The following is a 23,190-nucleotide window of genomic DNA, read 5'->3' as shown; positions in this document are numbered from 1 at the left end:
CCCAGGAGGCCGCCGGGAAGGGTCAGAACCCGAGCCGCCGCAGCTGCTTGGGGTCGCGCTGCCAGTCCTTGGCGACCTTCACATGGAGGTCCAGGAAGACAGGGGTCCCGAGCAGCGCCTCGATCTGCTTGCGGGACTTGATGCCGACGTCCTTCAGGCGCTTGCCCTTGGGGCCGATGATGATGCCCTTCTGGCTGGGACGCTCGATGTAGACGTTGGCGTGGATGTCCAGGAGCGGCTTGTCGGCGGGGCGGTCCTCGCGCGGGAGCATCTCCTCCACGACCACCGCGATGGAGTGCGGCAGCTCGTCCCGTACGCCCTCCAGCGCGGCCTCCCGGATCAGCTCGGCGACCATCACCTGCTCGGGCTCGTCGGTCAGGTCGCCCTCGGGGTAGAGCGCGGGGCCCTCGGGCAGCAGCGGGGCCAGCAGGTTCGCGAGCAGGTCCACCTGCTGGTTCCCGGTGGCCGACACCGGGACGATCTCCGCCCAGGTGATGCCCAGCTCCTGGCCGAGCTGGTCGATCGCGATCAGCTGCTCGGCCAGGGTCTTGGAGTCGACCAGGTCGGTCTTGGTGACGATCGCGACCTTCGGGGTCTTCTTGATCCCGGCCAGTTCCTTGGCGATGAAGCGGTCACCGGGGCCCAGCTTCTCGTTCGCGGGCAGGCAGAAACCGATGACGTCCACCTCGGCCCACGTCGTCCGCACGACGTCGTTGAGCCGCTCGCCCAGCAGCGTGCGCGGCTTGTGCAGGCCCGGGGTGTCCACCAGGATCAGCTGCGCCTCCGGGCGGTGCACGATGCCCCGCACGGTGTGCCGGGTCGTCTGCGGACGGTTGGAGGTGATCGCCACCTTCTGCCCGACCAGAGCGTTCGTGAGGGTGGACTTGCCCGCGTTGGGGCGGCCCACGAAGCAGGCGAAACCGGCCCTGTGGACAGCCTCGGCCGGCTCTTCGGATGACTGGGTACGAACGCTCATGGCGCCCATTGTCCCTGATCCACGGAGCCCCGCCGTACCACGGTCGCCCATGTCCGCACGGCCGCGTCCCGGGTGTGGAGACGACCGGGCCCCGGCCGCCCCCCGGGAGGGGAGGCGGCCGGGGCCGGGCGGTCGCGGCGTCGCGGTGGCGTCAGCCGAAGGACTTGACCGCGTTCCAGTCCACGGTCAGGACGACCTTCACGGGGGCGTTCGTGTTGGTCCTGGACGGGTGGTAGATCCGCGTCTGGCCGTCGGAGCGCAGGCGTGCCCAGATGTCCGGGACGCCGTCGCCGCTGACGTCCGGGATGCCGATGGCCGTCGGCACGTTGGCCTCGGTCCAGGACGTGCCGTAGGCCACGTCGCCGTTGAGGGAGCCGGCGGCCAGCTTCAGCGAGACGAGGTCGACACTGCCGGCGACCGGCCCCGGCTTGCCGTGCCGGACGTACATGTTGCCGTTGTCCAGGTTGCGCCACAGCAGGTCGGGCGTCTTGTCGCCGTTGATGTCGGCGACGTTGACGATCTCCCGGCGGGCCCACGCGTCGTCGTTCATCAGCGTGGCCTGCTGGAAGGTGGCACCGGTGTAGCCGGACAGCGTCCAGAACTCGGCGCCGGCCCGCAGGACCAGGTCGGGGTGCCGGTCGCCGGTGATGTCGCCGACCGCCTTGATCTGTGTCCAGGTCGAGGGAGCCGGGACGCCCGCGGGCAGGCGGACGCCGATCCGCTCGCCGACGTCGAAGCTGCCGTAGCCGTCACCGGGGTAGAGCCAGAACCCGCCGTCGGGGGTGACGGCGAACAGGTCGGTGGTGCCGTCGCCGGGGTAGGCGTCCGCGTAGTGGGTGATCAGCGCGGCCTTGCCGGTGGCCGGGTCGTACCAGTGGTTCGCCGGGTGCAGCTTCGTGTCCGCCGAGTTGTCGTCCTTGGTGTACGCGGCCCCCAGGCAGCCGTACAGCTCGCCGCCCTCGTTGCCCACGCAGTTGAAGAGGTTGCCGTTGGCGTCCACGATCACCAGGTCGGGGATGCCGTCGCCGCCGGTGTCACCGGGCGCGTCGGCCGTGTCGCGCGGCGGGACGTAGAAGGCGTGGTCCGAGCGGGCGCTTCTGTTGCCGTGCGCGTCGTAGGCGTACACGTTCAGCCAGTTGGGGCCGGCGTGCGGCGGCTTCAGCGCGGGGAGGGTGGCCCTGCCCTCGGCGTCGGCCGTCACGTAGACCCAGTCCAGGCCCTCGATCGCGTACTGGAACTTCACGGCGCCCGCGGAGGTGAAGGTCACCGAGCCGGTCGTGCCGAACTTGACCTTCGACCAGGTCCGGCCGTCGGACGTGGCCCGCGGGAAGTCCGCGCTCTCGATCTCGGGCTGCGGGGGAGCCGTGGCGTCGACGGTGAGCCGGCAGGGCTCGGTGCCCGGCGGGAAGTACGTGGAGGCCGCGTTCTCGCTGTCCACGGCGCGCACGTCCCACGAGTACGTGGTCTTGTCCTCCAGCGGCAGGGTGGCCGGGATGACCGCCTTGGCGGTGCCGCCGGAGTCGGGCGTCCTGGTGTACACGACGGGGGTCCCGCCGGTCTTCCAGAAGCGGAACTGCAGCGACTTGAGGTTGCCGTCCGGGTCCTTGGCGTTCGCCGACAGGGTGATGTTGGTCTTGCCGATGGTCACGCCCGCGCCGGGGGCCGGTGAGCAGACGCCGCCGGGCGACGACTTGCCGCCGGTGGGCTGGCCCGGCTTGCGGTTGTAGTCGACCGTCAGCGTCGCCGAGGTCGCCCGGAACTTCCGCCAGGTCTGGGTGTCGGACTCGCTGGTGGCGCGCATGCCGAAGGTGATGTTCGACCAGCCGCTGTCCGCGCCCTTCTGGGCCGCCTTGTCCACGTCGAAGGACTCGTACTCGTCCGGGCAGGAGCTGGAGGACCAGCCGTGCGCGAAGGACTGCTTGTCGAGTTCCGTGGACCAGCTCGGCTGCTTGTTCCACGTCGTGCCGGACGAGATCGACCCGGTCAGATAGAACTTGAACTCACGCTTGGTGCAGGACCAGGAGTGGTTGTTCAGCACCTTGAACTTCGCGTCGGTGACCGTCGCTCCCTTCAGGCCGCTGCTGAACTTCATGCGCCAGAAGGAGCGGGCGGTGCCGTTCGAGTCGTCCTCGTGGCCGACACGGGCGTCCGAGGTACCGGAGCTGAAGTTGGTGCCGTTCCAGAAGCTGCTGTTCGGGTACGGCTTGTAGGCCACCGTCCAGGCCTGCCAGGGGCCGTTGAGGGTCGGGTCGACGAACACCGGGAAGCGGGTCGCCGGGTCGGTCAGCAGGCCGGACCCGCCCAGCCCCAGGTCGACCCGGGCCGTCTTCGTCCGGTCGCCCGCCAGGCGCATCGGCAGCTGGGCCTGCCGCGCGCCGGGCTCGATGCCGCTCAGCCCGGACAGCTTCAGCACGTCGGCCGGCGTGGCGACCGAGGTGCGGAGTTCGCCCTCGGGCAGCTCGGGGTCACGGCCGCTGGAGTCCCAGCCGAAGGGCGTCGGGAGGGAACCGATCTCCTTGCCGGCCCCGTCCAGCACCCGCACGCGGCTGCCCGCCTCGTCGTACTGGAACACGGCCGTCCGTGAGCGCAGCCCGTAGGAGACCTTCGCCAGCGCCTCGCTCCGCGCCGCCTCCCGGTCCTTGACGATCAGTAGCTGGGCGAACCCGCCCTCCTCACGGGCGACCAGGAGCAGATCGACGCCCGGCAGCACCTCCGGATAGAGGGCGCGGGGGCCGTCGAGCACCGGCTCGGGCAGCTCGCCCGGCCAGGTGTAGGCGACGGTGTGGTCGTCGATGTCCATCTCGGCCAGCACGGTCTCCGGCGCGGCGGGGCCGTCGGCCAGCGGCAGCCGGGCGTAGGAGCGGTCGGCGCGGTCCTTCCCGCCGGGGGTACCGCTGGAGAACCGCACGGGCATCGCCGGGTTGACCGGGCGGACGCCCAGGGCGTCGCCGGCCTTCCCGGTCCGCCTCAGCCGGTTGTCGATCGGCGCCCACGCCCCCTCGGCGTTCTTCGCCCGCCGGGGCAGCGCGGTGATCTCGGTGCGCATCTTGCCGTCGGGCCGCGCCCAGGTCCGCGAGGTGGCGGTGGTCGCGGTGTCGACGAGCACCTGCTTGCGGGTGCGCCGGGCCTCCGCCGCGGCCGAGGCCTCGTCACGGGGACCGGTCGCGGCCGGCTTGGCGTCCGTCGCCCGGTCGGCCCGGGGCGCCGACGAGTCGTCGGGCACCCACCACGGCAGCAGGGTGGCGGTCAGGGCGGCCAGGACGAGGCCGAGGGTGAGGGCCAGCCTGGTGCGCGTGCGCACGAGGGGGCTGAGAAAACGAGGCGGCGCGGGCACGGCGGCGGTCACTCCCGTGTGGACCAGGCGGATGGGGGCAGCACGGACAGCCCCGGGACGCGGGTCGCGGGGCATGGGCGCGCACACGATCACACGATCCGCACAGGGCGTCCATGTATGAAGAATTTATGGAGTTGTGATGGTCGTTCCGGGAACCATTCGGAGTGGCGCGCGGGTGTCGTATGTACGGCTTTTGATCACCTGTTGTGCGTCGATGAGAACGGTTTTTCGCCATACATCTCGCCAGTCACGAGAAGTGACGTTCTGATGCGACATCAGACATGGCGCACATCACAGAAAGGCCCTCCGGCCCCATTTCGGTGATCTTGAAACATGTGGCGCGCATGACAGAAGGTGCGGGCACATTCGTTTGCCTGGGTGGGAGTGTCGACGCGCATGCGTGCTCAGAGTCCGCTGTCCTGGCTGGGGCGTAGACGCCCGGCCCTGACAGAGTCACAACGACGGCGTCGTCGGCTCGGCCGCACGGCGACCGTCCTTTTGTTGTCCTCGACGATGATGGTGACGAGCCTCAGCGCTCAGGCGTGGGCGGTACCCGGCCCCGGCATGAGCCGCGAGGAGTCGATCGACCTCCCCGACCTCCCCGGGAGCACCTCGCTCGACGGGGACGAGGAGGCGGAGAAGAACCTCACCACCGCGCCCGTGGTCCCCGTCGACCCGTACGCGCCGACCGCCGTCACCCCGTGGACGGAGAGCAGCGGCACCGCGACCCTGACCCCGGACACCGCGGCCGGCGCCACGGTCCCGGTCTCGGGCGGCCTGCCCGTCGCGCTCGGCGTGCCCGCGGGCACCGACGCGGCCGCCGTCGCCGGTGAGTGGAAGGTCGACCTGGCCGCGCCGGCCGCCTCCCAGGAGGCCGGTGTCTCCGGTCTGATCATGCAGGTCACCCCGCCGGCCACCGCCGATCCGGCAGCACAGGTCGCGCTCACCGTCGACACCACCACCTTCGCGGACCTCTACGGCCCGCAGGCCGCCGACCGCTTCGGCCTGGTGCTGCTGCCCGAATGCGTCCTGACCTCCCCCGACAGCGGCGACTGCGCCGCCGAGGGCGGTACGCAGACCATGTCGGGCAGGGCGGACGACGACAAGGCCGAGCGCCTGTCCAGCACCGTCGAGGTGGTGCCGGCGAAGGAGGCTCCCACCAGGGCGAAGGCGCCCGCGAACGCCACCACCCACAAGATCCTCACCGGCTCCGTACCGGTGGCCGACCTGCTCGGCGACGAAGCGGCCGCCCGGCGGACCCCCGGGTCCGGCACCGACCAGACCCCCGACACCACCCCGAAGCCGTCCGGCGCGTCCGCCCGCACGGCCTCTGCCCGCACGGGCGCCCTTCAGGCCGTCGACGCCTCCGGCCCGCAGGTGGTCGGCGCCATGGACACCGGCGCCTCGGCCGCCGGCGACTTCACCGCGACGCCGTTGCTGTCCGCGGGTTCCTGGTCGGCCGGCGCCTCCTCGGGTGCCTTCACCTACGGCTACCAGGTCCAGGTCCCCGAGACCGCCGGCGGCCCGATGCCGAAGATCGCCCTGAGCTACTCCTCCCAGTCCGTCGACGGGCGCACCTCCGCCACCAACAACCAGGCCTCCTGGATCGGCGACGGCTGGGACTACAACCCGGGCTCCATCACCCGCACCTACGCCAACTGCCGCCAGGACTCCAAGAAGGCCGGGTCGAACAACGCCACCCACCGCACGGCGGACCTGTGCTGGGGATCGGACAACGCCACCCTCTCGCTCGGCGGCATGACCACCGAACTGGTGTGGGACGACGACCAGGACAAGTGGTTCACCGCCAACGGCGACGGCTCCGAGGTCGCCCGCGTCGAGGGCTCCGCGACCGGCAACGGCGCCAAGGACGGCGAGTACTGGATCGTCACCACCCGTGACGGCACCCGCTACCATTTCGGCAAGCACAGGCTCCCGGGCTGGACCGACGGCAACGCGGTCACCGACTCGGTGCTGACCGTCCCGGTGTACGGCAACCACCCGGGCGAGGACTGCTACAAGGCGGGCGACTGGGCCGGCTCCTGGTGCAAGCAGGCCTGGCGCTGGAACCTCGACTACGTCGAGGACGTCCACGGCAACGCCATGTCCCTGTGGTGGAAGACCGAGCAGAACCACTACGCCCGCAACTTCAACTTCAAGGCCCCCGTCGTCTACGACCGCGGCGGCTACCTCAGCCGTATCGACTACGGCCAGCGCAAGGACAGCGTCTTCTCGGCGCCCGCCCAGGCCCGCGTCAACTTCACCGTCGAGGAACGCTGCTTCGCCGAGGGGTCGCTGACCTGCTCCGAGGCCAACTTCACCGACAAGGACCCGGGCAAGTACCGCATCTGGTACGACACCCCGGCCGACCTGCGGTGCGCGTCCGGCAAGACCTGCTGGAACGCCGGGCCCACCTTCTGGAGCCGCAAGCGCCTTACCGAGATCCAGACCTCCGCCCAGCGGCGCACCGACACCGACGCCCGCCAGGTCGTCGACCGGTACGCGCTCAAGCAGAGCTTCCCGGTCCTGAAGACCGGCCCGAACACCGCCCTGTGGCTGGAGTCGGTCCAGCGCACCGGCTACGCCCGCAACGGCTCCACCGACGACAGCGTCACCCTCAACGCGGTGCGCTTCGAGTCCAACGCGGACGACATGCCCAACCGGGTCATGCGGCCCAACGACCCGCGCCCCGGCTTCTCCCGGCTGCGCGTCGCGCGCGTCATCAACGAGTACGGCGGCGAGACCGTCGTCACCTACAAGCCGGCCGCGGGTGACTGCGCCACCGGCACCGGACTCCCCGGCAAGTCGGAGACCGCCGCGCTGAAGTCCAACACCCGCCTGTGCTATCCCCAGTTCTGGAGTCCCGACCCCGAGGACGAGGAAATCGACTGGTTCCACAAGTACGTCGTGGAAGCCATCGAGGAACTCCCCAACGTCGACGGCTCCTTCGGTACCCGCACGGCCTACGAGTACCGGAACGCCGGCTGGAAGCTGTCCGAGTCGGAGTTCACCAAGAAGTCCACCCGCACCTACTCCCACTTCGCCGGGTTCGAGCAGACCACGGTGATCACGGGCACGGACGAGCCGACCATCGGCAGCAAGAAGTCCAAGTCCGTCACCCGCTACTTCCGCGGCATGGGCGACACCGTCCCGGTGAAGGACATCACCGGCGCCGAGATCGCCAAGGACCGCGAACCCTTCGCCGGCCGCATAGCCGAGGAGCTCACCTACACGAGCGCCTCCGACGCCGACACCGACTGGCTCTCCCGCAGCGTCACCGTCCCGGCCGCGACCGAGCTGGCCGGACGCGACCGCGACGACGGGCTGAGCCCGCTGCGCGCCTGGCGCGTCACCGAGCCCAGGGAGATCGCGTACACCAAGTCCTCCGGCACCGGTGACGACGACCGCACCGAGCGGGTCGTGGAGTCGAGGACCACCTACGAGTCGACGTACGGTCTGCCCACCCAGGTGGAGGTGCTCGGCGACACCGGCAGGTCCGGCGACGAGTCCTGCACCCGGCTGGAGTACCTCCACCACCCCGGCAAGAACCTCGTCGGCCTCACCAAGCAGGCCCTGGTCTCCCCGACCACCTGCGAGAACGCGGACTTCGCCGACCTCTCCACCCTGACCGGCGGCACCCGCACCGCCTACGACGGCACGGGCTACGGCACCGCGCTCGCCACCAACACCCGCGGCCTGGCCACCGAGACCTGGTCGCTGAACGGCGCCGGCACCGGCTTCCAGACCGACGGCACCAGCGAGTTCGACGCCGTCGGCCGCGTCGTCGAGCAGACCGACCCGGACGGCGAGTCCGGCACCATCACCTACACCCCGGCCACCGGCCAGGTCTTCGAGATCACCGAGACCAACGCCCTCGGCCACAGCCAGAAGCAGGTGCTGGAGCCGGGCCGCTCGACGGCCCTGAGGACCACCGACGCCAACGGCCACGTCAGCGAGGCCAGGTTCGACCCGCTGGGCCGCCTCCTGGAGGCCTGGGGCCCGGGCCGCACCCCGTCCAGCTCGTCCGTCCCGGACTTCCGAGCCGTCTACACCGTCCCGGCCTACGACCCGGACAACCCGGAGCGCAGGCCCCCCTTCGTCACCTCCTACACCCGCGGCCACAACGACCGCGTGGAAGCCTCCGTCACCCTCTACGACGGCCTCGGCCGCGAGCGGCAGACGCAGGAGGAGGCGGACGGCGGCGGCCACCTGATCTCCGACACGCTGTACAACAGCTCGGGCGAGATCTGGCAGACCAACAACGCCTACCTCACCCACGAGGCGAAGCCGGGCGAGCTGTTCACCCCGCTCGCCGACACGGCCGTCCCCAACATCACCCGGTACACCTACGACGGCCTCGGCCGCGTGGTGCAGGAGACTCCGGTCCTCAAGGTCATGGACCCGGAGACCAAGGAAGCCACCTCGCAGCCGGTCCCGGCCAAGGCGACCCGCTACGAGTACGGCCAGGACTGGTCCAAGGTCGTCAACCCGGCCGGAACCTCCTCCTACCGCGTCTACACCGACGCGCTCGGCCGCACCTCCCGCGTGGACACCTTCAACTCGGCGCCCAGCGGCTTCACGTCGATGCGCTACACCTACGACCGTCACGGCCAGCTGGTGAAGGCGGCCAACTCCGCCGACGCCACGCACCCGTACACGTGGACGTACGACCACCGCGGCCGGCAGACGAGCGCCACCGACCCGGACTCGGGTACCTCTCGGACCACGTACGACCACCGCGACCGGGCGCTCACCACCACCAACGCCCGGGGCGTCACCGTCTGGAACGGCTACGACGTCCTGTCGCGCCCGACCCAGCAGCGTCTGGACGGCGCCACCGGCAAGCTGCTCTCCGACCTGGGCTACGACTCCGCCCCGGGCGGCAAGGGCATGCCCGCCACCGCCACCCGCTACACCGACGGCCAGGCGTACACGCAGCGCGTCAACGGCTACACCGACGACTACCAGCCGACCTCGACCACGCTGAACCTGCCGCAGACCCTGGCCGACACCTGGGGACTCAAGACCTCCTACACCTACGGCTACGCCTACAACGACACCGGCGGGCTGAAGGAGGCCTCGCTCCCGGCCGTGGGCGGGTTCGACGCCGAGAAGCTCGTCGTCCGCTACAACAAGGACGGCAAGCCCCTGTCGGTCTCCGGCAAGGACTGGTACGGCGCCGAGACGGTCTACGACTCCTACGGCCAGGTACTGCGCTCGGCCCTGGGCGCCCAGCCGTACCGGGTGTGGACGCAGAGCTCCTTCGACGAGTCCACCGGTGAGCTGAAGGACCAGTCGGTCTACCGCGAGCAGACCGGCGACCAGAGCGTGGTCTCCGGCCACCTCGTCTCCAACCGCTCCTACACCTACGACCCGTCGGGCAACGTCACCTCGATCCGCGAGCACTCGGACGGCATCGCCGAGCGGCAGTGCTTCGTCTACGACCCGCTCGGCCAGCTGAAGACGGCCTGGACCGCGAAGGACCAGACCGCCTGCGCCGCCCCGAAGAAGGCCGACGGCACGCTCGACGTGGCCGACGGCAAGGACGGCACCGGCTACTGGCAGGAGTACGAGTACGACCTGGTCGGCAACCGCACGAAGCTGACCGAGAGGAACCTCACCGGCGACACCGCCAAGGACGCCACGACCACCTACTCCTACGGCAAGGCCGACGGCACCCAGCCGCACACGCTGACCAAGGTGTCCAAGACCTACACCACGCCGCAGGGCGCGCAGGTCAAGGCCGAGGCGGAGCGCCTGTACGAGCTGACCGGCGAGACCAGCTCCGTCACCTCCGTCGAGAACGGCGACAAGCAGGAACTGACCTGGACCCACGACGGCAAGATCGACCGGATCAAGGGCCAGGGCACCGGCGGTGAGACCCCGTACATGGGGCTGGCCGACAAGTGCCTCGACCTGAGGAGCGGCACGGCGGCCGCCGGACAGCCCGTCCAGCTGTACTCCTGCAACGCCACGGTGGCGCAGAACTGGCGCTTCGCCCCCACCCCGGGAGCGGCGCAGACCGACCCCGACCGGGGCACCATGGTCGTCCACGACGACTGGTGCCTGGCCCCGGCCGGCAACACCGCCGGTGCGGCCGTCCAACTGCAGAAGTGCGACGGCTCGGCCGCCCAGGAACTGAAGCGCGACGCCTCCGGCCGGCTGACCCACATCGCGTCGGGCCTGTGCCTGACGGTGAAGGACGGCGTCTCCACCGACTCGACGCCGATCGTGCTCGCCACCTGCGCCGCCACCAAGGCCGAGCAGCAGTGGTCCCCGCAGCACGACACCCGCTACATCTACGGGCCCGACGGCGCGCAGCTGCTGCGGATCAAGGACAAGCAGGCCACCCTGTACCTGGGCGAGGCCGAGGTCACCGTCCGGCCGGGCGGCACCCTGGTCCACACCCAGCGCACCTACTCGGCCCCCGGCGGCGCGGTCATGCGCTACGCCAACGGCAACGGCGGCGACGCTCTGGTCGCGCTCGCCGGAGACCACCAGGGCAGCACCTACGCGGAGGTCGCCCTCCACGACGACATGGCGGTACGCGTCCGCAAGCAGGACCCGTTCGGCAACCAGCGGGGCGCGGACACGGTCGGTTCCGACCTTCAGACGCACTCCGGGTTCCTGGGCGCCACCCGCGACGACGGCTCGGGCTTCCAGCCCCTGGGCGCACGCCTCTACGATCCGGTGGTCGGACGCTTCCTGTCCGCCGACCCGGTGCTCGACCTGAACGACCTGCTCCAGTCCAACGGCTACACCTACGCGCACAACAACCCGGTGACGATGTCCGACCCGACGGGTCTGGCCATCTCCCTGACCGCCTCCGAGAAGGCCGCGGCCCTCGCGGGAGCGGGCCTGTCCGCGGCACAGGTCTCACAGGCCCAGGCCACCATGGGCAAGTCACTGACCTCGGTGATCCTCGGCGCGGCGTGGAGCACGCTGAAGGACTTCATCGGCATCAACGACGCCATGGCCTGCTTCGGCGGCGACATGTGGTCCTGCGCCGGGATGGTCCTGGGCGCGATCCCGTGGTTCAAGGCCGGCAAGATCCCCGGGGTCATCAAGGCCATCGACCGCACCATCGGCGCCATCCAGGCCTTCCGCAAGGCGAAGAAGGCGGCCGAGGCCGTACTGAAGGCCGCGAAGGCGGCCGAGGCGGCGGCGCTGAAGGCCAAGAAGGCGGCGATCGAGAAGGCGAAGAAGGAAGCCGCGCAACGCGCCAAGAAGAAGGCGGCGGAACAGGCGAAGAGAACCGCAGACAAGGCCGCCGCCCAGGCCAAGAAGACCGGCAACGCCGTCCAGAAGCGGGCCCAGGCCAAGGCAGCCCCGAAGGTGTCCTCGGTCAGCAAGGCCTCGGGCGGCGGAAAGAAGGCGGCCTCCAAGCCCGGCGGCAACTCCGGCGGCTCCTCCCGCGGCAAGGGCGGCAGCAGCGGAAGCGGCGGCTCCGGCAAGGCGGACGGCGAGTCGTGCTCGATCGGCAACAGCTTCGTCCCGGGCACCCGCGTCCTGATGGCCGACGGCACCACCAAGCCGATCGAGCAGGTCAAGGCCGGCGACAAGGTCGTCGCCACCGACCCGGAGACGGGCGAGCGGCGCGTCGAGACGGTCACCGCCGAGATCAAGGGCGAGGGCCTCAAGCACCTGGTCAAGGTCACGGTCGACACCGACGGCACGGCGGGCACGAAGACGGCCCAGGTCACCGCGACCGACGGCCACCCCTTCTGGGTCCCCGAACTCGGCGAGTGGCTCGACGCCGCGGACCTCCGCTCCGGTCAGTGGCTCCGGACCAGCGCGGGCACGCACGTCCAGATCACCGCGGTACAGCGCTGGACGAGCCCCGGCACAACGGTCCACAACCTGACCGTCGGCGACGCCCACACCTACCACGTCGTGGCGGGAGCCACCGCGGTCCTCGTTCACAACTGCGGTGGCACGGAGGCCGGCGCGCAGCAGTTGATGGAGCGCGCGACCCAGCTCCAGTCGGAAGCCGGTTGGAGCGGCACGACAGCAGTGGTGCGCGTCCGGAACATCGCGGACCCGTCGCGGGTCGAGACCTGGGTGGCAAGCAACAAGACCTACATGCCCACAGGTTGGAAGAAGAGCAACTCGTTGAACCCCGGAGAGATTTTCGTCCAGCTCAAGGGGCACGCGGAAGAGTCGGTCATCGAGGCTCTTGACGGCAAGTGGGACATCGTGGAGGGGGGCACATCAACAGGTGTCTGCTTGGCCATATGCACGCCTCTGCTCGGTCAGCAGGGGGCTACGATAGGCGGCCCCTCGTTCAAGAGCAGTAAGAACAACTCGCCGTGGAGGATGTTTTGGAAGCCGTAGAGGTGTCACACGAGTCACTGACTCGCTTGCTGGCGGAGGCGACGACGGACACAGCACTCGTCTCGGGAGCCATGTGCCTCTACCGGGTGCTGCCGATCCTCTGCTGGGAGGGCCCTTCAGGGCTGTACGAATCCATCGCGGAACCCGGGAAGTGGAGCCCCGGGACATTGCCGGGCCGACTGCGCGCAATGCTTGAGGAACTGCGTGGTGGTCTCGACGCGGAGCGGTTCGAGGAGGCTCCCGAGGAAATCGCTGAGATGTACTCAATGGCCTCTGAGATGGTCCTCCGATTCTTCGAGGAGGGTTCTCAGGCCGATGAGTGGTCGGACTGGTGCTCGACACTCGGACTCGACATTCACCAGCAGCTCGACGCCCTCCTGAGTGAGGCCGACGAAACGGCGGCCGCGGTCTTCGTCCCCGCGGGAACGACTCCGGATCTGACGCCTCTGGAGAGTCAGGAGCTCGGGGACCAGATCTCGACGCTGGTGCGGCTCGGTGACTCCGACGCGGTGGCCTCGCGAGGTGTTCTCGACATCGCCGAGCGGGGACACCTCCGAGCGCGCAAGGCGCTGGAGCTGGTGGCCCAGTCCATGTGACGGCCGAAGCCCCGCCGGACGGACGGCGGGGCTTCGCTCTTGCCGGACTGCGACGGCGACGTCACGTGACGGCCGGGGGCCACCTCAGGAACCGGTGCACGGAAGCGGACTCACCCCGCGTTCACCGTGGCACGTACCGTGCCGTCCGGCCCGGCGACGAGCACCGGTGTCCCGGGACCACCCAGGTCCCGGACCGCCGCAAGATCCTCCTCCGACGCCGAGTCGGAGTCGGTCACCACCGCCGCCGCCTCCAGGGACTTCGCGCCGGAGGCGACCGCCATCGCCACCGCCGTGCGCAGGGCGCTGAGCTTGAGGGAGTCCAGGGCGACCGTGCCGGCGACGTACGTGCGGCCGGTCTCGTCGCGTACGGCGGCGCCCTCGGGGACGCCGTTGCGGGCCCGGGCCGAGCGGGCCAGGGTGACGATCTTGCGGTCCTCGGGATCGAGGGCGGGAGTCTCGGTCATGGGGTGAGCATACGGAGCGCCGCGGCCCGCCCGGCCGTCAGGGACGGTCGAGCCGGAGCCGCTCCGCGCGCGGCAGGCCGGCGACGACCAGGTCGTACGAGTCCTCGACCAGCTCCCGGACGACACGGTCCGGGAGCCCGCCGGACCGTCCACCGTCGGGCCCGCCGTCCACGGTCACCGTGTTCCAGTGCCGCTTGTTCATGTGCCAGCCGGGGACGATCAGCCCCGGGTGGTCGGCGCGCAGCCGGACCGCGTCGTCCGGGTCGCACTTCAGGTTGACCGTGAGCGGGCGCCCGTCCAGCGAGGACAGCGCGAACATCTTCTCCAGCACCTTGAAGACCGAGGCCTCGGGGCCGAAGGGGAAGTCCTCCACCGCGGCGTTGAAGGACAGACAGAGCTCGCGCAGTCCCCCGGGGGTCATGACGACGCGGCCTCCTCGGCGCGCCGCTCCGCGCCCACCGGCTCCACCAGCACCGTCACGATCTTGTTCCGGCGGCCCGCCGCGGTCTCCGCCGTCAGCCCCAGCTCGCGGCCGTCGGGCAGCTCCACGATCGACGAGGCACCGGGGATCGGCACCCGGCCCAGCGCCTTCGCCAGCAGGCCGCCCACCGTCTCCACGTCCTCGTCGTCGAACTCCTCCAGGCCGTACAGCTCGCCCAGGTCGCCGATGTCGAGGCGGGCGGTGACCCGGAAACGGTCCTCGCCCAGCTCCTCGATCGGAGGCAGCTCCCGGTCGTACTCGTCGGTGATCTCGCCGACGATCTCCTCCAGGATGTCCTCGATGGTGACGATGCCGGCCGTGCCGCCGTACTCGTCGATCACGACGGCGACGTGGTTGCGCTCCTTCTGCATCTCGCGCAGCAGGTCACCGGCGTTCTTGGTGTCGGGCACGAAGAACGCCGGCCGCATCGCCGTGGAGACGAGGTCGCTCTCCGCGTCCCGGCTGATGTGCGTCCGGCGGACCAGGTCCTTCAGGTACACGATGCCGACGATGTCGTCCTCGCTGTCCCCGGCGACCGGAATCCGCGAGAAGCCCGAGCGCAGGGCGAGGGTGAGCGCCTGGCGGATGGTCTTGTAGCGCTCGATGACGACGAGGTCGGTCCGCGGGACCATCACCTCCCGCACCAGCGTGTCACCCAGCTCGAACACCGAGTGCACCATGCGGCGCTCCTCGGCCTCGATCAGGGACTCCTTCTCGGCGTAGTCGACCAGCGCCCGCAGCTCCGCCTCGGAGGCGAAGGGCCCGCGGCGGAAGCCCTTGCCGGGGGTGAGGGCGTTGCCGATGAGGATGAGCAGCGACGGGATCGGGCCCATGATCCGGTCCAGCGGCACCAGGACGTACGCCGCCGCCGTCGCGGTGTTCAGCGGGTGCTGGCGTCCGATGGTGCGCGGGGACACCCCGACGGCGACGTACGAGACGAGGACCATGACCGCGATGGCGATCACCAGCGCCTCGCCGGTGCCGTCGAACTGCTTCAGACAGGCGTACGTGACCAGCGCGGCGGCGGCCATCTCGCAGGCGACGCGGACCAGCAGCGCCACGTTGAGGTAGCGCGTCGGGTCGGCGGCGACCTTGGCGAGCTTCTCGGCGCCGCGCCGCCCGGACCGTACGGCCTCCTCCGCGCGGAAGGCGGAGACCCTCGCGAGCCCCGCCTCCGCGCACGCCGCGAGCCAGGCGATCACGACCAGGGCGACCGCGCCGGCGATCAGCGGGAGGCTCATGAGACGGTCGGGGCCGGGGACGGGCCGGTCAGACCCTTCTCCGCGCGCCAGCCGTCCACGATGGCGGCCTGCAGACCGAACATCTCGGCCTTCTCGTCCGGCTCCTCGTGGTCGTAACCGAGCAGGTGCAGTACCCCGTGGACGGTGAGCAGCTGGAGCTCCTCGTCCATGGAGTGCCGCGTCGGTGCCTCGGTGCCCTGCCTGGCGGCGACCTCCGGGCAGAGCACGATGTCGCCGAGGAGCCCCTGCGGCGGCTCCTCCTCGTCCTTCGCCGGCGGACGCAGCTCGTCCATCGGGAAGGACATGACATCCGTCGGTCCCGGCAGGTCCATCCACTGGATGTGGAGCTGCTCCATGGCGTCGGCGTCCACGACGATCACCGAGAGCTCGGAGAGCGGGTGGATGCGCATCCGCGCGAGCGCGTAGCGGGCGATGTCGAGGATCGCCTGCTCGTCGACCTCGGTTCCGGACTCGTTGTTGACGTCGATCGACATGGTCGTGCTGGTCTACTTCCCCTTGGTTTTGGCACCGTTTCGCGGTGTACGGCCGCCGTTGTGGCCGCCGTTCTCGGTGCCGTTCCTGCTGTCGTACTGCTCGTACGCGTCGACGATACGGCCCACCAGCTTGTGCCGGACGACGTCCTGGGACGACAGCCGGGAGAAATGGACGTCGTCCAGGCCCTCCAGGATGTCCTGCACCTGACGCAGACCGGACTTGGTCCCGCCGGGCAGGTCGACCTGCGTCACGTCACCCGTGATCACGATCTTCGACTCGAAGCCGAGGCGGGTGAGGAACATCTTCATCTGCTCGGGGCTGGTGTTCTGGGCCTCGTCCAGGATGATGAAGGCGTCATTCAGCGTGTTGTGCGTCAGCAGGTAGTCCTGGGTGACGTACAGCGAGTCCTCGGCCGCAACCTGGATGCAGACGGTTTCCTCCCGCCCCGCGGGTTCGATGCTGTCGATGAACCGCATCGGGCGTCCGCCGCCCCCGGCCGCGTGGTACGTGTCGCGCTTGCGGGCGAGGCGGAAGGGCTCAATGCCTTCCGGGAGCCGGATGTCGATGATGTGGGCGTCATAGCGGTGAGCGACCTCGCGACCCTTCGCGAGGCCCGGCTTGCGGCCCTCGGCAGGGCGGCGACGCGTGTACGCCACTCCGCCCAACGACCTGACCAGCGAGATCACGTCATCACGCAGCAGGGTCGAGGTCGTCGCGTACTGGATGCGGCATGTGCGGTCCCCTTGCGTGACCGGGCCGCCGTCGGAGTCGAGCAGGCCCTGCAGCACTGCCAGCCGGATCTCGGCCGAGTTGTTCAGGTAGTCGTCCGGGACGAATTTGGCGTGCGACCGTGTGCGCAGCAGATCCAGCTCACGCAGGACTCCCGTGACAGGGTTCTCCAGCGTGGCGACGTCACCCGGTGCCTTGATCCGGTTGAGTGTGTAGTCGGGGCCGCCGCGGTGCCGCGCCGTCACGCCGGGAAGCGATTCTTCCAGCGCCCGCACCAGCTCAGGGTCCCTTGTCGCGAACGAGGGCGTTGTGGAGCCGGTCAGGCAACCGTCGCCGAGCAGCAAGCCGAGCGCGTACGGGTCCATGGGAACGTCGTGCTCGGGCGACTGCACGGGCGCAGTCAGCAGCGGCAACTCGTACCGGCGTGCGTGAGCCGCCCGCAGGTTGCCGATCATCTCCTGGGTCTCTAGGACCCGCCACGGCTTGTCCCGGCGCTTGTCCGAAGCCGTCCGGACCGTCCACAGGTGCTCGCCGCAGCACAGGGTCCAGGAGCCGTCCTGAGCGGTGACGCGGTAGATGTCCCGCTCGCCCTGCGGATAGACACCGAGGACCGGGGTCGGCTCACCGTTCGAGCCGATGACCAGGTCACCTACCTCAAGGTCGCCGATGGGACGCCAGCCGTCCGGCGTGAGGACGTTCGTGAAAACCGGCTGGCTGCGGCCCCGCATGTACGCCAGCGGCGCGACCTCGATCGTCCCCGCCGCCATCAGCCGCGGGATCGAGTCCGGGTCGAGCATGTCGTGCAGCGCGTCGTACAGCGGGCGCAGATACGGGTCGATCTTCTCGTAGAGGGTGCCCGGCAGGAAGCCGAGCCGCTCGCCCGCCTCGACCGCCGGGCGGGTCAGGATGATGCGGTTGACCTGCTTGGACTGCAGGGCCTGCACCGCCTTGGCCATCGCCAGATAGGTCTTGCCGGTGCCCGCGGGGCCGATACCGAAGACGATGGTGTGCTTGTCGATCGCGTCGACGTACCGCTTCTGGTTCAGCGTCTTGGGGCGGATCGTGCGGCCGCGCGAGGACAGGATGTTCTGCGTGAGCACCTCGGCCGGGGTCTCCTGGCCGTCGCTCTCCCCGTTCTCGCTCGCCTTGAGCATGGCGATCGAGCGTTCCACTGCGTCCTCCGTCATCGGCTGCCCCGTGCGGAGCACCAGCATCATCTCGTCGAACACGCGCTGTATGAGGGCGACGTCATGGGTGTCGCCGACCGCGCTGATCTCGTTTCCCCGGACGTGGATGTCGGCCGCCGGGAAGGCCTTCTCGATCACGCGCAACAGGGAGTCGCCTGATCCCAGCACCGTCACCATGGGGTGCTGGGCGGGGACGGTGAACTGCGCTCTCGCCTGTCCCCGCGCGGGGGTGTGAGCTGAGGGTGTCTGAGTCATGGGCCGGCGCTCGAGGCCTGCACATCCTCCTCTGCGGCGTGCGCCGCGTGACGGGTGTGGTCTGCTGCCTCCAGCGTACGACTCCCCGCCGACAGCGCCGAGACCTTTTGTCCGACCGGCGCTCACCGCCTGCCCGGTCGGCCACCCACCGCCTGCCCGGCCGCTACTCACCGTTGTGTGCGGATCACGTCCCGGAACCAGTCGTACGACGCCTTGGGCGTGCGCCGGTGCGTTACGAAGTCGACGTGCACCAGCCCGAACCGGCGCGCGTACCCCTCGGCCCACTCGAAGTTGTCCAGCAGCGACCACACGAAGTAGCCGCGCACGTCCACACCGGCCTCCACCGCCCGGTGCAGGGCGCGGACGTGCCCGTCGAGGTAGGCGATGCGGTCCCGGTCGTCGAGCCCCTCGTAGGAGCAGCCGTTCTCGGTGATGACGATGGCCGGCAGCCGGTCGCCGTAGCGGTCGCGCAAGCCCGTGAGCAGCTCCGTCAGCCCCTCGGGGACGACGGGCCAGCCGAAGTCGGTCAGCGGCCGCCCCTCGATCTCGCGCACCGAGAAGGGCAGTTCCGCCGGCAGCGTCAGCCCTCCGGACTCGGTTGCCGCGCCCCGCGGGGCGCCCACCCGCGCCGGCGCGTAGTAGTTCACGCCGTACCAGTCCAGCGGCTCGGCGATGATCTCCAGGTCGGCGTCGGTCCGCCGGGAGTCCCCGGGCATCAGCTCACCGACGCCGTCCGGATACCGCCCGGTCAGCAGGGGGTCGGAGAACAGCCGGTTCAGGAGGAGGTCGTAGAAGCCGGCCGCCTCCCGGTCGGCCGGGCCGTCGGAGGCCGGCCACGTCGGCCCGTGCGAGTTGGCGATCCCGATGTCCGTGGCGCCGCACGCGCGCAGGGCCCGCACCGCCAGGCCGTGCGCGAGCAGCTGGTGGTGGGCCACCGGCAGGGCCGCGAACAGCAGCTCCCGGCCGGGGGCGTGCGCGCCGACGGCGTGGCCCAGCAGGGTGTGCTCGGCCGGCTCGTTGAGGGTGATCCACTTGCCGACGCGGTCGCCGAGCCGGTCCGCGACCACCGACACGTACTCGGCGAAACGCGACGCCGTGTCCCGCTCCAGCCAGTCCAGGTCCGCCGGCAGGTCCCAGTGGAAGAGGGTCGGCACCGGCCGGACGCCCGCCGCGCACAGCTCGTCGACCAGGCGGTCGTAGAAGCCGAGGCCGCCGGGGGAGTCCACCCGCGGCCAGGAGACCGAGAAGCGGTACGCGTCCACGCCCAGGTCCGCGAGGAGTGCCACGTCCTCGCGGTAGCGGTGGTAGTGGTCGCAGGCCACCGCCGCCGTCGAGCCGTCCTTGATCCGCCCCGGCTCGGACGCGAAGACGTCCCACACGGACGGCTTCCGCAGCTCGGCCGCGCCCTCGATCTGGTGCGCCGAGGTGGACACGCCCCACAGGAAGCCGTCCGGGAACCGGGGTACGGGGTTCGTCACCGCGCTCGGGCCAGTCGCCATGCGCGGATCATCCGTACCGTCGGCGAGGAAAGTCAACGCCCTCGCGTGGCCGTGCCGTTACGCACCCTCCTTCAGTACCCGCGAGATCAGCCTCCGCTGTTCGTCCGTCAGCCGGGGGTCGGCGGCGTACACCGTCCTGCCGTCCACGGTGATCTGGTAGCTGAACCCGTCCGGCACCCCGACGGGCCGCGTGGCCCGCCCGTCGGCGACCGCCCGCTCCGCCAGGGCGTGCCACTCGGCCGCGTCGGGGCGTCCCGTGGTGTCGACCTCCGCGTGGCGTTCGATGCCCGCGAAGCCTCCTGTGCGCCTCACCTGAATCCGCATGGGTCCGTGTCTAGTACGGATCTACGGCGTGCGCACCCCGACCTGCTCCCAGGCCTTGCCCACCGCCTCCAGCTCGTCGGCGTCGCCGTAGCGCGCCCGGGCGGCCTTCAGCGTCAGGGTCGCGAAGTCCGCGAACGACGCGTCCTGTGTCACCTCGCCCCCGGTCAGCACGTCGTACCAGACCTGCCCGGCCCGCTCCCAGGCGTTTCCGCCGAGCTCGGTGGCGAAGAGGTAGAAGGCGTGGTTGGGGATGCCGGAGTTGATGTGGACTCCGCCGTTGTCGCGGTCGGTGCGCACGTAGTCGTCCATCGTCGCGGGCTGCGGGTCCTTGCCGAGGACGTCGTCGTCGTACGCCGTGCCCGGCGCCTTCATGGAGCGCAGCGCCACGCCCGTCACGCGCGGGGCGAGCAGCCCGGCGCCGATCAGCCAGTCGGCCTCGGCGGCGCTCTGGCCGAGCGAGTACTGCTTGATGAGGGCGCCGAAGACGTCGGCCACCGACTCGTTGAGGGCGCCCGGCTGGCCGTAGTAGGTCAGGTTGGCGGTGTGCTGGATCACGCCGTGGGTCAGCTCGTGGCCGATCACGTCGAGGGGGATGGTGAAGTCGAGGAAGATCTCCCCGTCCCCGTCGCCGAAGACCATCTGCTCGCCGTTCCAGAAGGCGTTGTTGTACTCGCGGTCGTAGTGCACGGTGGCGTCCAGCGGCATCCCGGCGCCGTCGATGGAGTTGCGCCCGTAGACCTTGAGGAAGTGCTCGAAGGTGGCGCCGAGCGCCGCGTAGGCGCGGTTGACGCTGGCGTCCTTGCCGGGCTCCTCGCCCTCGCCGCGCACCTTCTTGCCCGGCAGGTCGGTGCCGTGCCGGGCGTCGTAGATCGTGCGCTGCGGCTTCTCGGGCTCGTCGCCGGCGCGCGGGGCGACGGCGGGAGCACCGATGATCGTGGTCAGCGAACGGTGGGTGCGCTCGAAGGCGTCGCGCTGGAGGGTCCGGCGGGCGGGCCCGGAGAGCAAGGGGTCCGCCTGCTCGGCGAGCTTGTCGAGGACGTGGGGCGGCACGATGGTGCAGAAGACGGGCTCGAAGCCCCCGTGTGGCGTCATGTCAAAAACCATTGCACTCCGTGACGCCGCTGTCACCATGCGCAACCATGATTGGTGAAATGCGGCGCCAAGGCGGCCCTCGAGCCGGTTGCGAGTGGTATACGGCACTCTTTATCCCGGTTCTCCCCGCGGTCCCGCATACTGATACGGACCCGCGTGACCCGCGTGACTCGGCTATGGTGCTGGGCATCATGCGATTCGGGCTGCTTCTCCTTAGCTGCCGCGGCGAGGGCCTGTAGAAGGCCGACTCCCTCCCCGCGGAGCTTGGTGGTGCCGTCGGCCGTCCTTCCGGACACGCGGACGTCGCGGACACCGCGGACACCGCGGACATCACGAGGAGCCCACGCCATCATGGCCAACCGCCAGCAGCCCAGCCCCATGCCGACCACCAAGTACCGCGGGTACGAGCAGGTCGACATCCCCGACCGCACCTGGCCGAACCGGCGGATCACCACCGCCCCCCGCTGGCTCTCCACCGACCTGCGCGACGGCAACCAGGCGCTGATCGACCCCATGTCGCCCGCCCGCAAGCGCGCGATGTTCGACCTGCTGGTCAAGATGGGCTACAAGGAGATCGAGGTCGGTTTCCCGGCCTCCGGCCAGACCGACTTCGATTTCGTACGCTCGATCATCGAGGACCCGGACGCCATCCCGGACGACGTGACGATCTCCGTACTGACCCAGGCCCGCGAGGACCTGATCGAGCGCACGGTCGAGTCCCTCCAGGGGGCCGGGCGGGCCACCGTCCACCTGTACAACGCCACCGCCCCCGTCTTCCGCCGCGTCGTCTTCCGCGGCTCCAGGGACGACATCAAGCAGATCGCCGTCGACGGCACCCGCCTGGTCATGGAGTACGCCGAGAAACTGCTGGGCCCCGAGACGGAGTTCGGCTACCAGTACAGCCCCGAGATCTTCACCGACACCGAGCTGGACTTCGCCCTGGAGGTCTGCGAGGCGGTGATGGACACCTACCAGCCCGGCCCCGGCCGCGAGATCATCCTCAACCTGCCCGCCACCGTGGAGCGTTCCACCCCCTCCACGCACGCCGACCGCTTCGAGTGGATGCACCGCAACCTCTCCCGCCGCGAGCACGTGGTGCTGTCCGTCCACCCGCACAACGACCGCGGCACGGCGGTGGCGGCGGCCGAGCTGGCCGTCATGGCCGGCGCCGACCGCGTCGAGGGCTGCCTGTTCGGGCAGGGCGAGCGCACCGGCAACGTCGACCTGGTCACCCTGGGCATGAACCTGTTCTCCCAGGGCGTCGACCCGCAGATCGACTTCTCCGACATCGACGAGATCCGTCGCACGTGGGAGTACTGCAACCAGATGGAGGTCCACCCGCGCCACCCGTACGTGGGCGACCTGGTCTACACGTCCTTCTCCGGCTCCCACCAGGACGCCATCAAGAAGGGCTTCGACGCCATGGAGGCCGACGCGAAGGCCAAGGGCGTCACCGTCGACGACATCGAGTGGGCGGTCCCGTACCTGCCGATCGACCCCAAGGACGTCGGCCGTTCCTACGAGGCGGTCATCCGCGTCAACTCGCAGTCCGGCAAGGGCGGTATCGCCTACGTCCTGAAGAACGACCACAACCTGGACCTGCCGCGCCGGATGCAGATCGAGTTCTCCAAGCTGATCCAGGCCAAGACGGACGCCGAGGGCGGCGAGATCACGCCGACGGCGATCTGGGACGTCTTCCAGGACGAGTACCTGCCCAACCCGGACAACCCCTGGGGCCGCATCCAGGTCGCCAACGGCCAGACCACGACCGACCGGGACGGCATCGACACCCTCACCGTCGACGCCACGGTCGACGGGGTGGAGACCACCCTGGTCGGCACCGGCAACGGCCCGATCTCGGCGTTCTTCCACGCGCTGCAGGGCGTCGGCATCGACGTACGCCTGCTGGACTACCAGGAGCACACGATGAGCGAGGGCGCCTTGGCGCAGGCCGCGTCCTACATCGAGTGCGCCATCGGCGACAAGGTGCTGTGGGGCATCGGAATCGACGCGAACACCACGCGCGCCTCGCTGAAGGCGGTCGTCTCCGCCGTCAACCGAGCGGCTCGCTGACCAGCCGAATCGGTGGTTTGAGGCCCCGCTCGCCGGAAAACGGCGGGCGGGGCCCCGTCGTATACCGGCCATCTCCGCGCGCGGGTCACGGAAAGGCCTCTCCCCGGGTA

13 protein-coding genes are annotated in these 23,190 nt (G+C 70.2%); 3 read left to right on the top strand and 10 right to left on the bottom strand.

The annotated features are described in order from the left end of the window. Positions 1-22: 22 nt before the first annotated feature. Together era and ACH4NX_RS10340 are read right to left on the bottom strand one after the other, a co-directional pair. The gene (gene era / locus ACH4NX_RS10345; RefSeq protein WP_351388005.1) at positions 23-976 is read right to left on the bottom strand and encodes a GTPase Era; all 954 of its coding nucleotides are present in this window, start codon (positions 974-976) and stop codon (positions 23-25) included. Positions 977-1,127: 151 nt separating this feature from the next. Then, complete coding sequence (locus tag ACH4NX_RS10340) at positions 1,128-4,277, bottom strand: DNRLRE domain-containing protein (RefSeq protein ID WP_398128528.1); 3,150 nt, start codon at positions 4,275-4,277, stop codon at positions 1,128-1,130. A gap of 549 nt (positions 4,278-4,826) precedes the next feature. Between ACH4NX_RS10340 and ACH4NX_RS10335 the strand changes: the two genes are divergently transcribed. Together ACH4NX_RS10335 and ACH4NX_RS10330 are read left to right on the top strand one after the other, a co-directional pair. Then, positions 4,827-12,644, top strand: a complete 7,818-nt coding sequence (locus ACH4NX_RS10335) for a ricin-type beta-trefoil lectin domain protein (RefSeq protein ID WP_398128561.1) — start codon at positions 4,827-4,829, stop codon at positions 12,642-12,644. Continuing rightward, a complete protein-coding gene (locus ACH4NX_RS10330; protein ID WP_351388010.1) occupies positions 12,620-13,240 on the top strand; it encodes a hypothetical protein in 621 nt (206 codons plus the stop codon). The genes ACH4NX_RS10335 and ACH4NX_RS10330 overlap by 25 nt, the downstream gene beginning before the upstream one ends. 110 nt (positions 13,241-13,350) lie before the next feature. Here the strand turns inward: ACH4NX_RS10330 and ACH4NX_RS10325 are convergent, their stop codons facing one another. From ACH4NX_RS10325 to ACH4NX_RS10290, 8 genes are all read right to left on the bottom strand, one after another. After that, positions 13,351-13,704, bottom strand: coding sequence for a cytidine deaminase (locus ACH4NX_RS10325; RefSeq protein WP_398128527.1), 354 nt, complete (start codon positions 13,702-13,704; stop codon positions 13,351-13,353). A gap of 37 nt (positions 13,705-13,741) precedes the next feature. Continuing rightward, the gene (locus tag ACH4NX_RS10320) at positions 13,742-14,125 is read right to left on the bottom strand and encodes an MmcQ/YjbR family DNA-binding protein (RefSeq protein WP_398128526.1); all 384 of its coding nucleotides are present in this window, start codon (positions 14,123-14,125) and stop codon (positions 13,742-13,744) included. Beyond that, positions 14,122-15,426, bottom strand: a complete 1,305-nt coding sequence (locus tag ACH4NX_RS10315) for a hemolysin family protein (RefSeq protein WP_351388016.1) — start codon at positions 15,424-15,426, stop codon at positions 14,122-14,124. The genes ACH4NX_RS10320 and ACH4NX_RS10315 overlap by 4 nt, the downstream gene beginning before the upstream one ends. Then, complete coding sequence (gene ybeY, locus ACH4NX_RS10310) at positions 15,423-15,920, bottom strand: rRNA maturation RNase YbeY (protein WP_345591791.1); 498 nt, start codon at positions 15,918-15,920, stop codon at positions 15,423-15,425. Before ybeY ends, ACH4NX_RS10315 begins: the two co-directional genes overlap by 4 nt. Positions 15,921-15,932: 12 nt before the next feature. Beyond that, positions 15,933-18,092 (bottom strand): PhoH family protein, encoded by a 2,160-nt coding sequence (locus ACH4NX_RS10305; protein WP_351388020.1) that lies wholly within the window; start codon positions 18,090-18,092, stop codon positions 15,933-15,935. Between the two features lie 167 nt (positions 18,093-18,259). Next, on the bottom strand, positions 18,260-19,591 hold the full coding sequence (locus ACH4NX_RS10300; RefSeq protein ID WP_398128525.1) for a GH1 family beta-glucosidase: 1,332 nt from the start codon (positions 19,589-19,591) through the stop codon (positions 18,260-18,262). A gap of 57 nt (positions 19,592-19,648) precedes the next feature. Next, positions 19,649-19,915, bottom strand: a complete 267-nt coding sequence (locus ACH4NX_RS10295; RefSeq protein ID WP_351388025.1) for a protealysin inhibitor emfourin — start codon at positions 19,913-19,915, stop codon at positions 19,649-19,651. A 21-nt stretch (positions 19,916-19,936) separates the two neighbouring features. Further along, positions 19,937-21,007: a M4 family metallopeptidase gene (locus ACH4NX_RS10290; RefSeq protein ID WP_351388028.1), complete on the bottom strand. Its 1,071-nt coding sequence runs from the start codon at positions 21,005-21,007 to the stop codon at positions 19,937-19,939. A 351-nt stretch (positions 21,008-21,358) separates the two neighbouring features. On the opposite strand from ACH4NX_RS10290, the gene leuA reads away from it, so the two are divergent. Next, positions 21,359-23,080, top strand: coding sequence for a 2-isopropylmalate synthase (leuA, locus tag ACH4NX_RS10285; protein ID WP_398128524.1), 1,722 nt, complete (start codon positions 21,359-21,361; stop codon positions 23,078-23,080). Positions 23,081-23,190: the final 110 nt, after the last annotated feature.

It is taken from the genome of Streptomyces sp. NPDC017225 (assembly GCF_044331465.1).
Lineage (GTDB): Bacteria > Actinomycetota > Actinomycetes > Streptomycetales > Streptomycetaceae > Streptomyces.
Note: the sequence above shows the minus strand (reverse complement) of the source record. Positions and strands in the feature narration are given on the sequence as shown.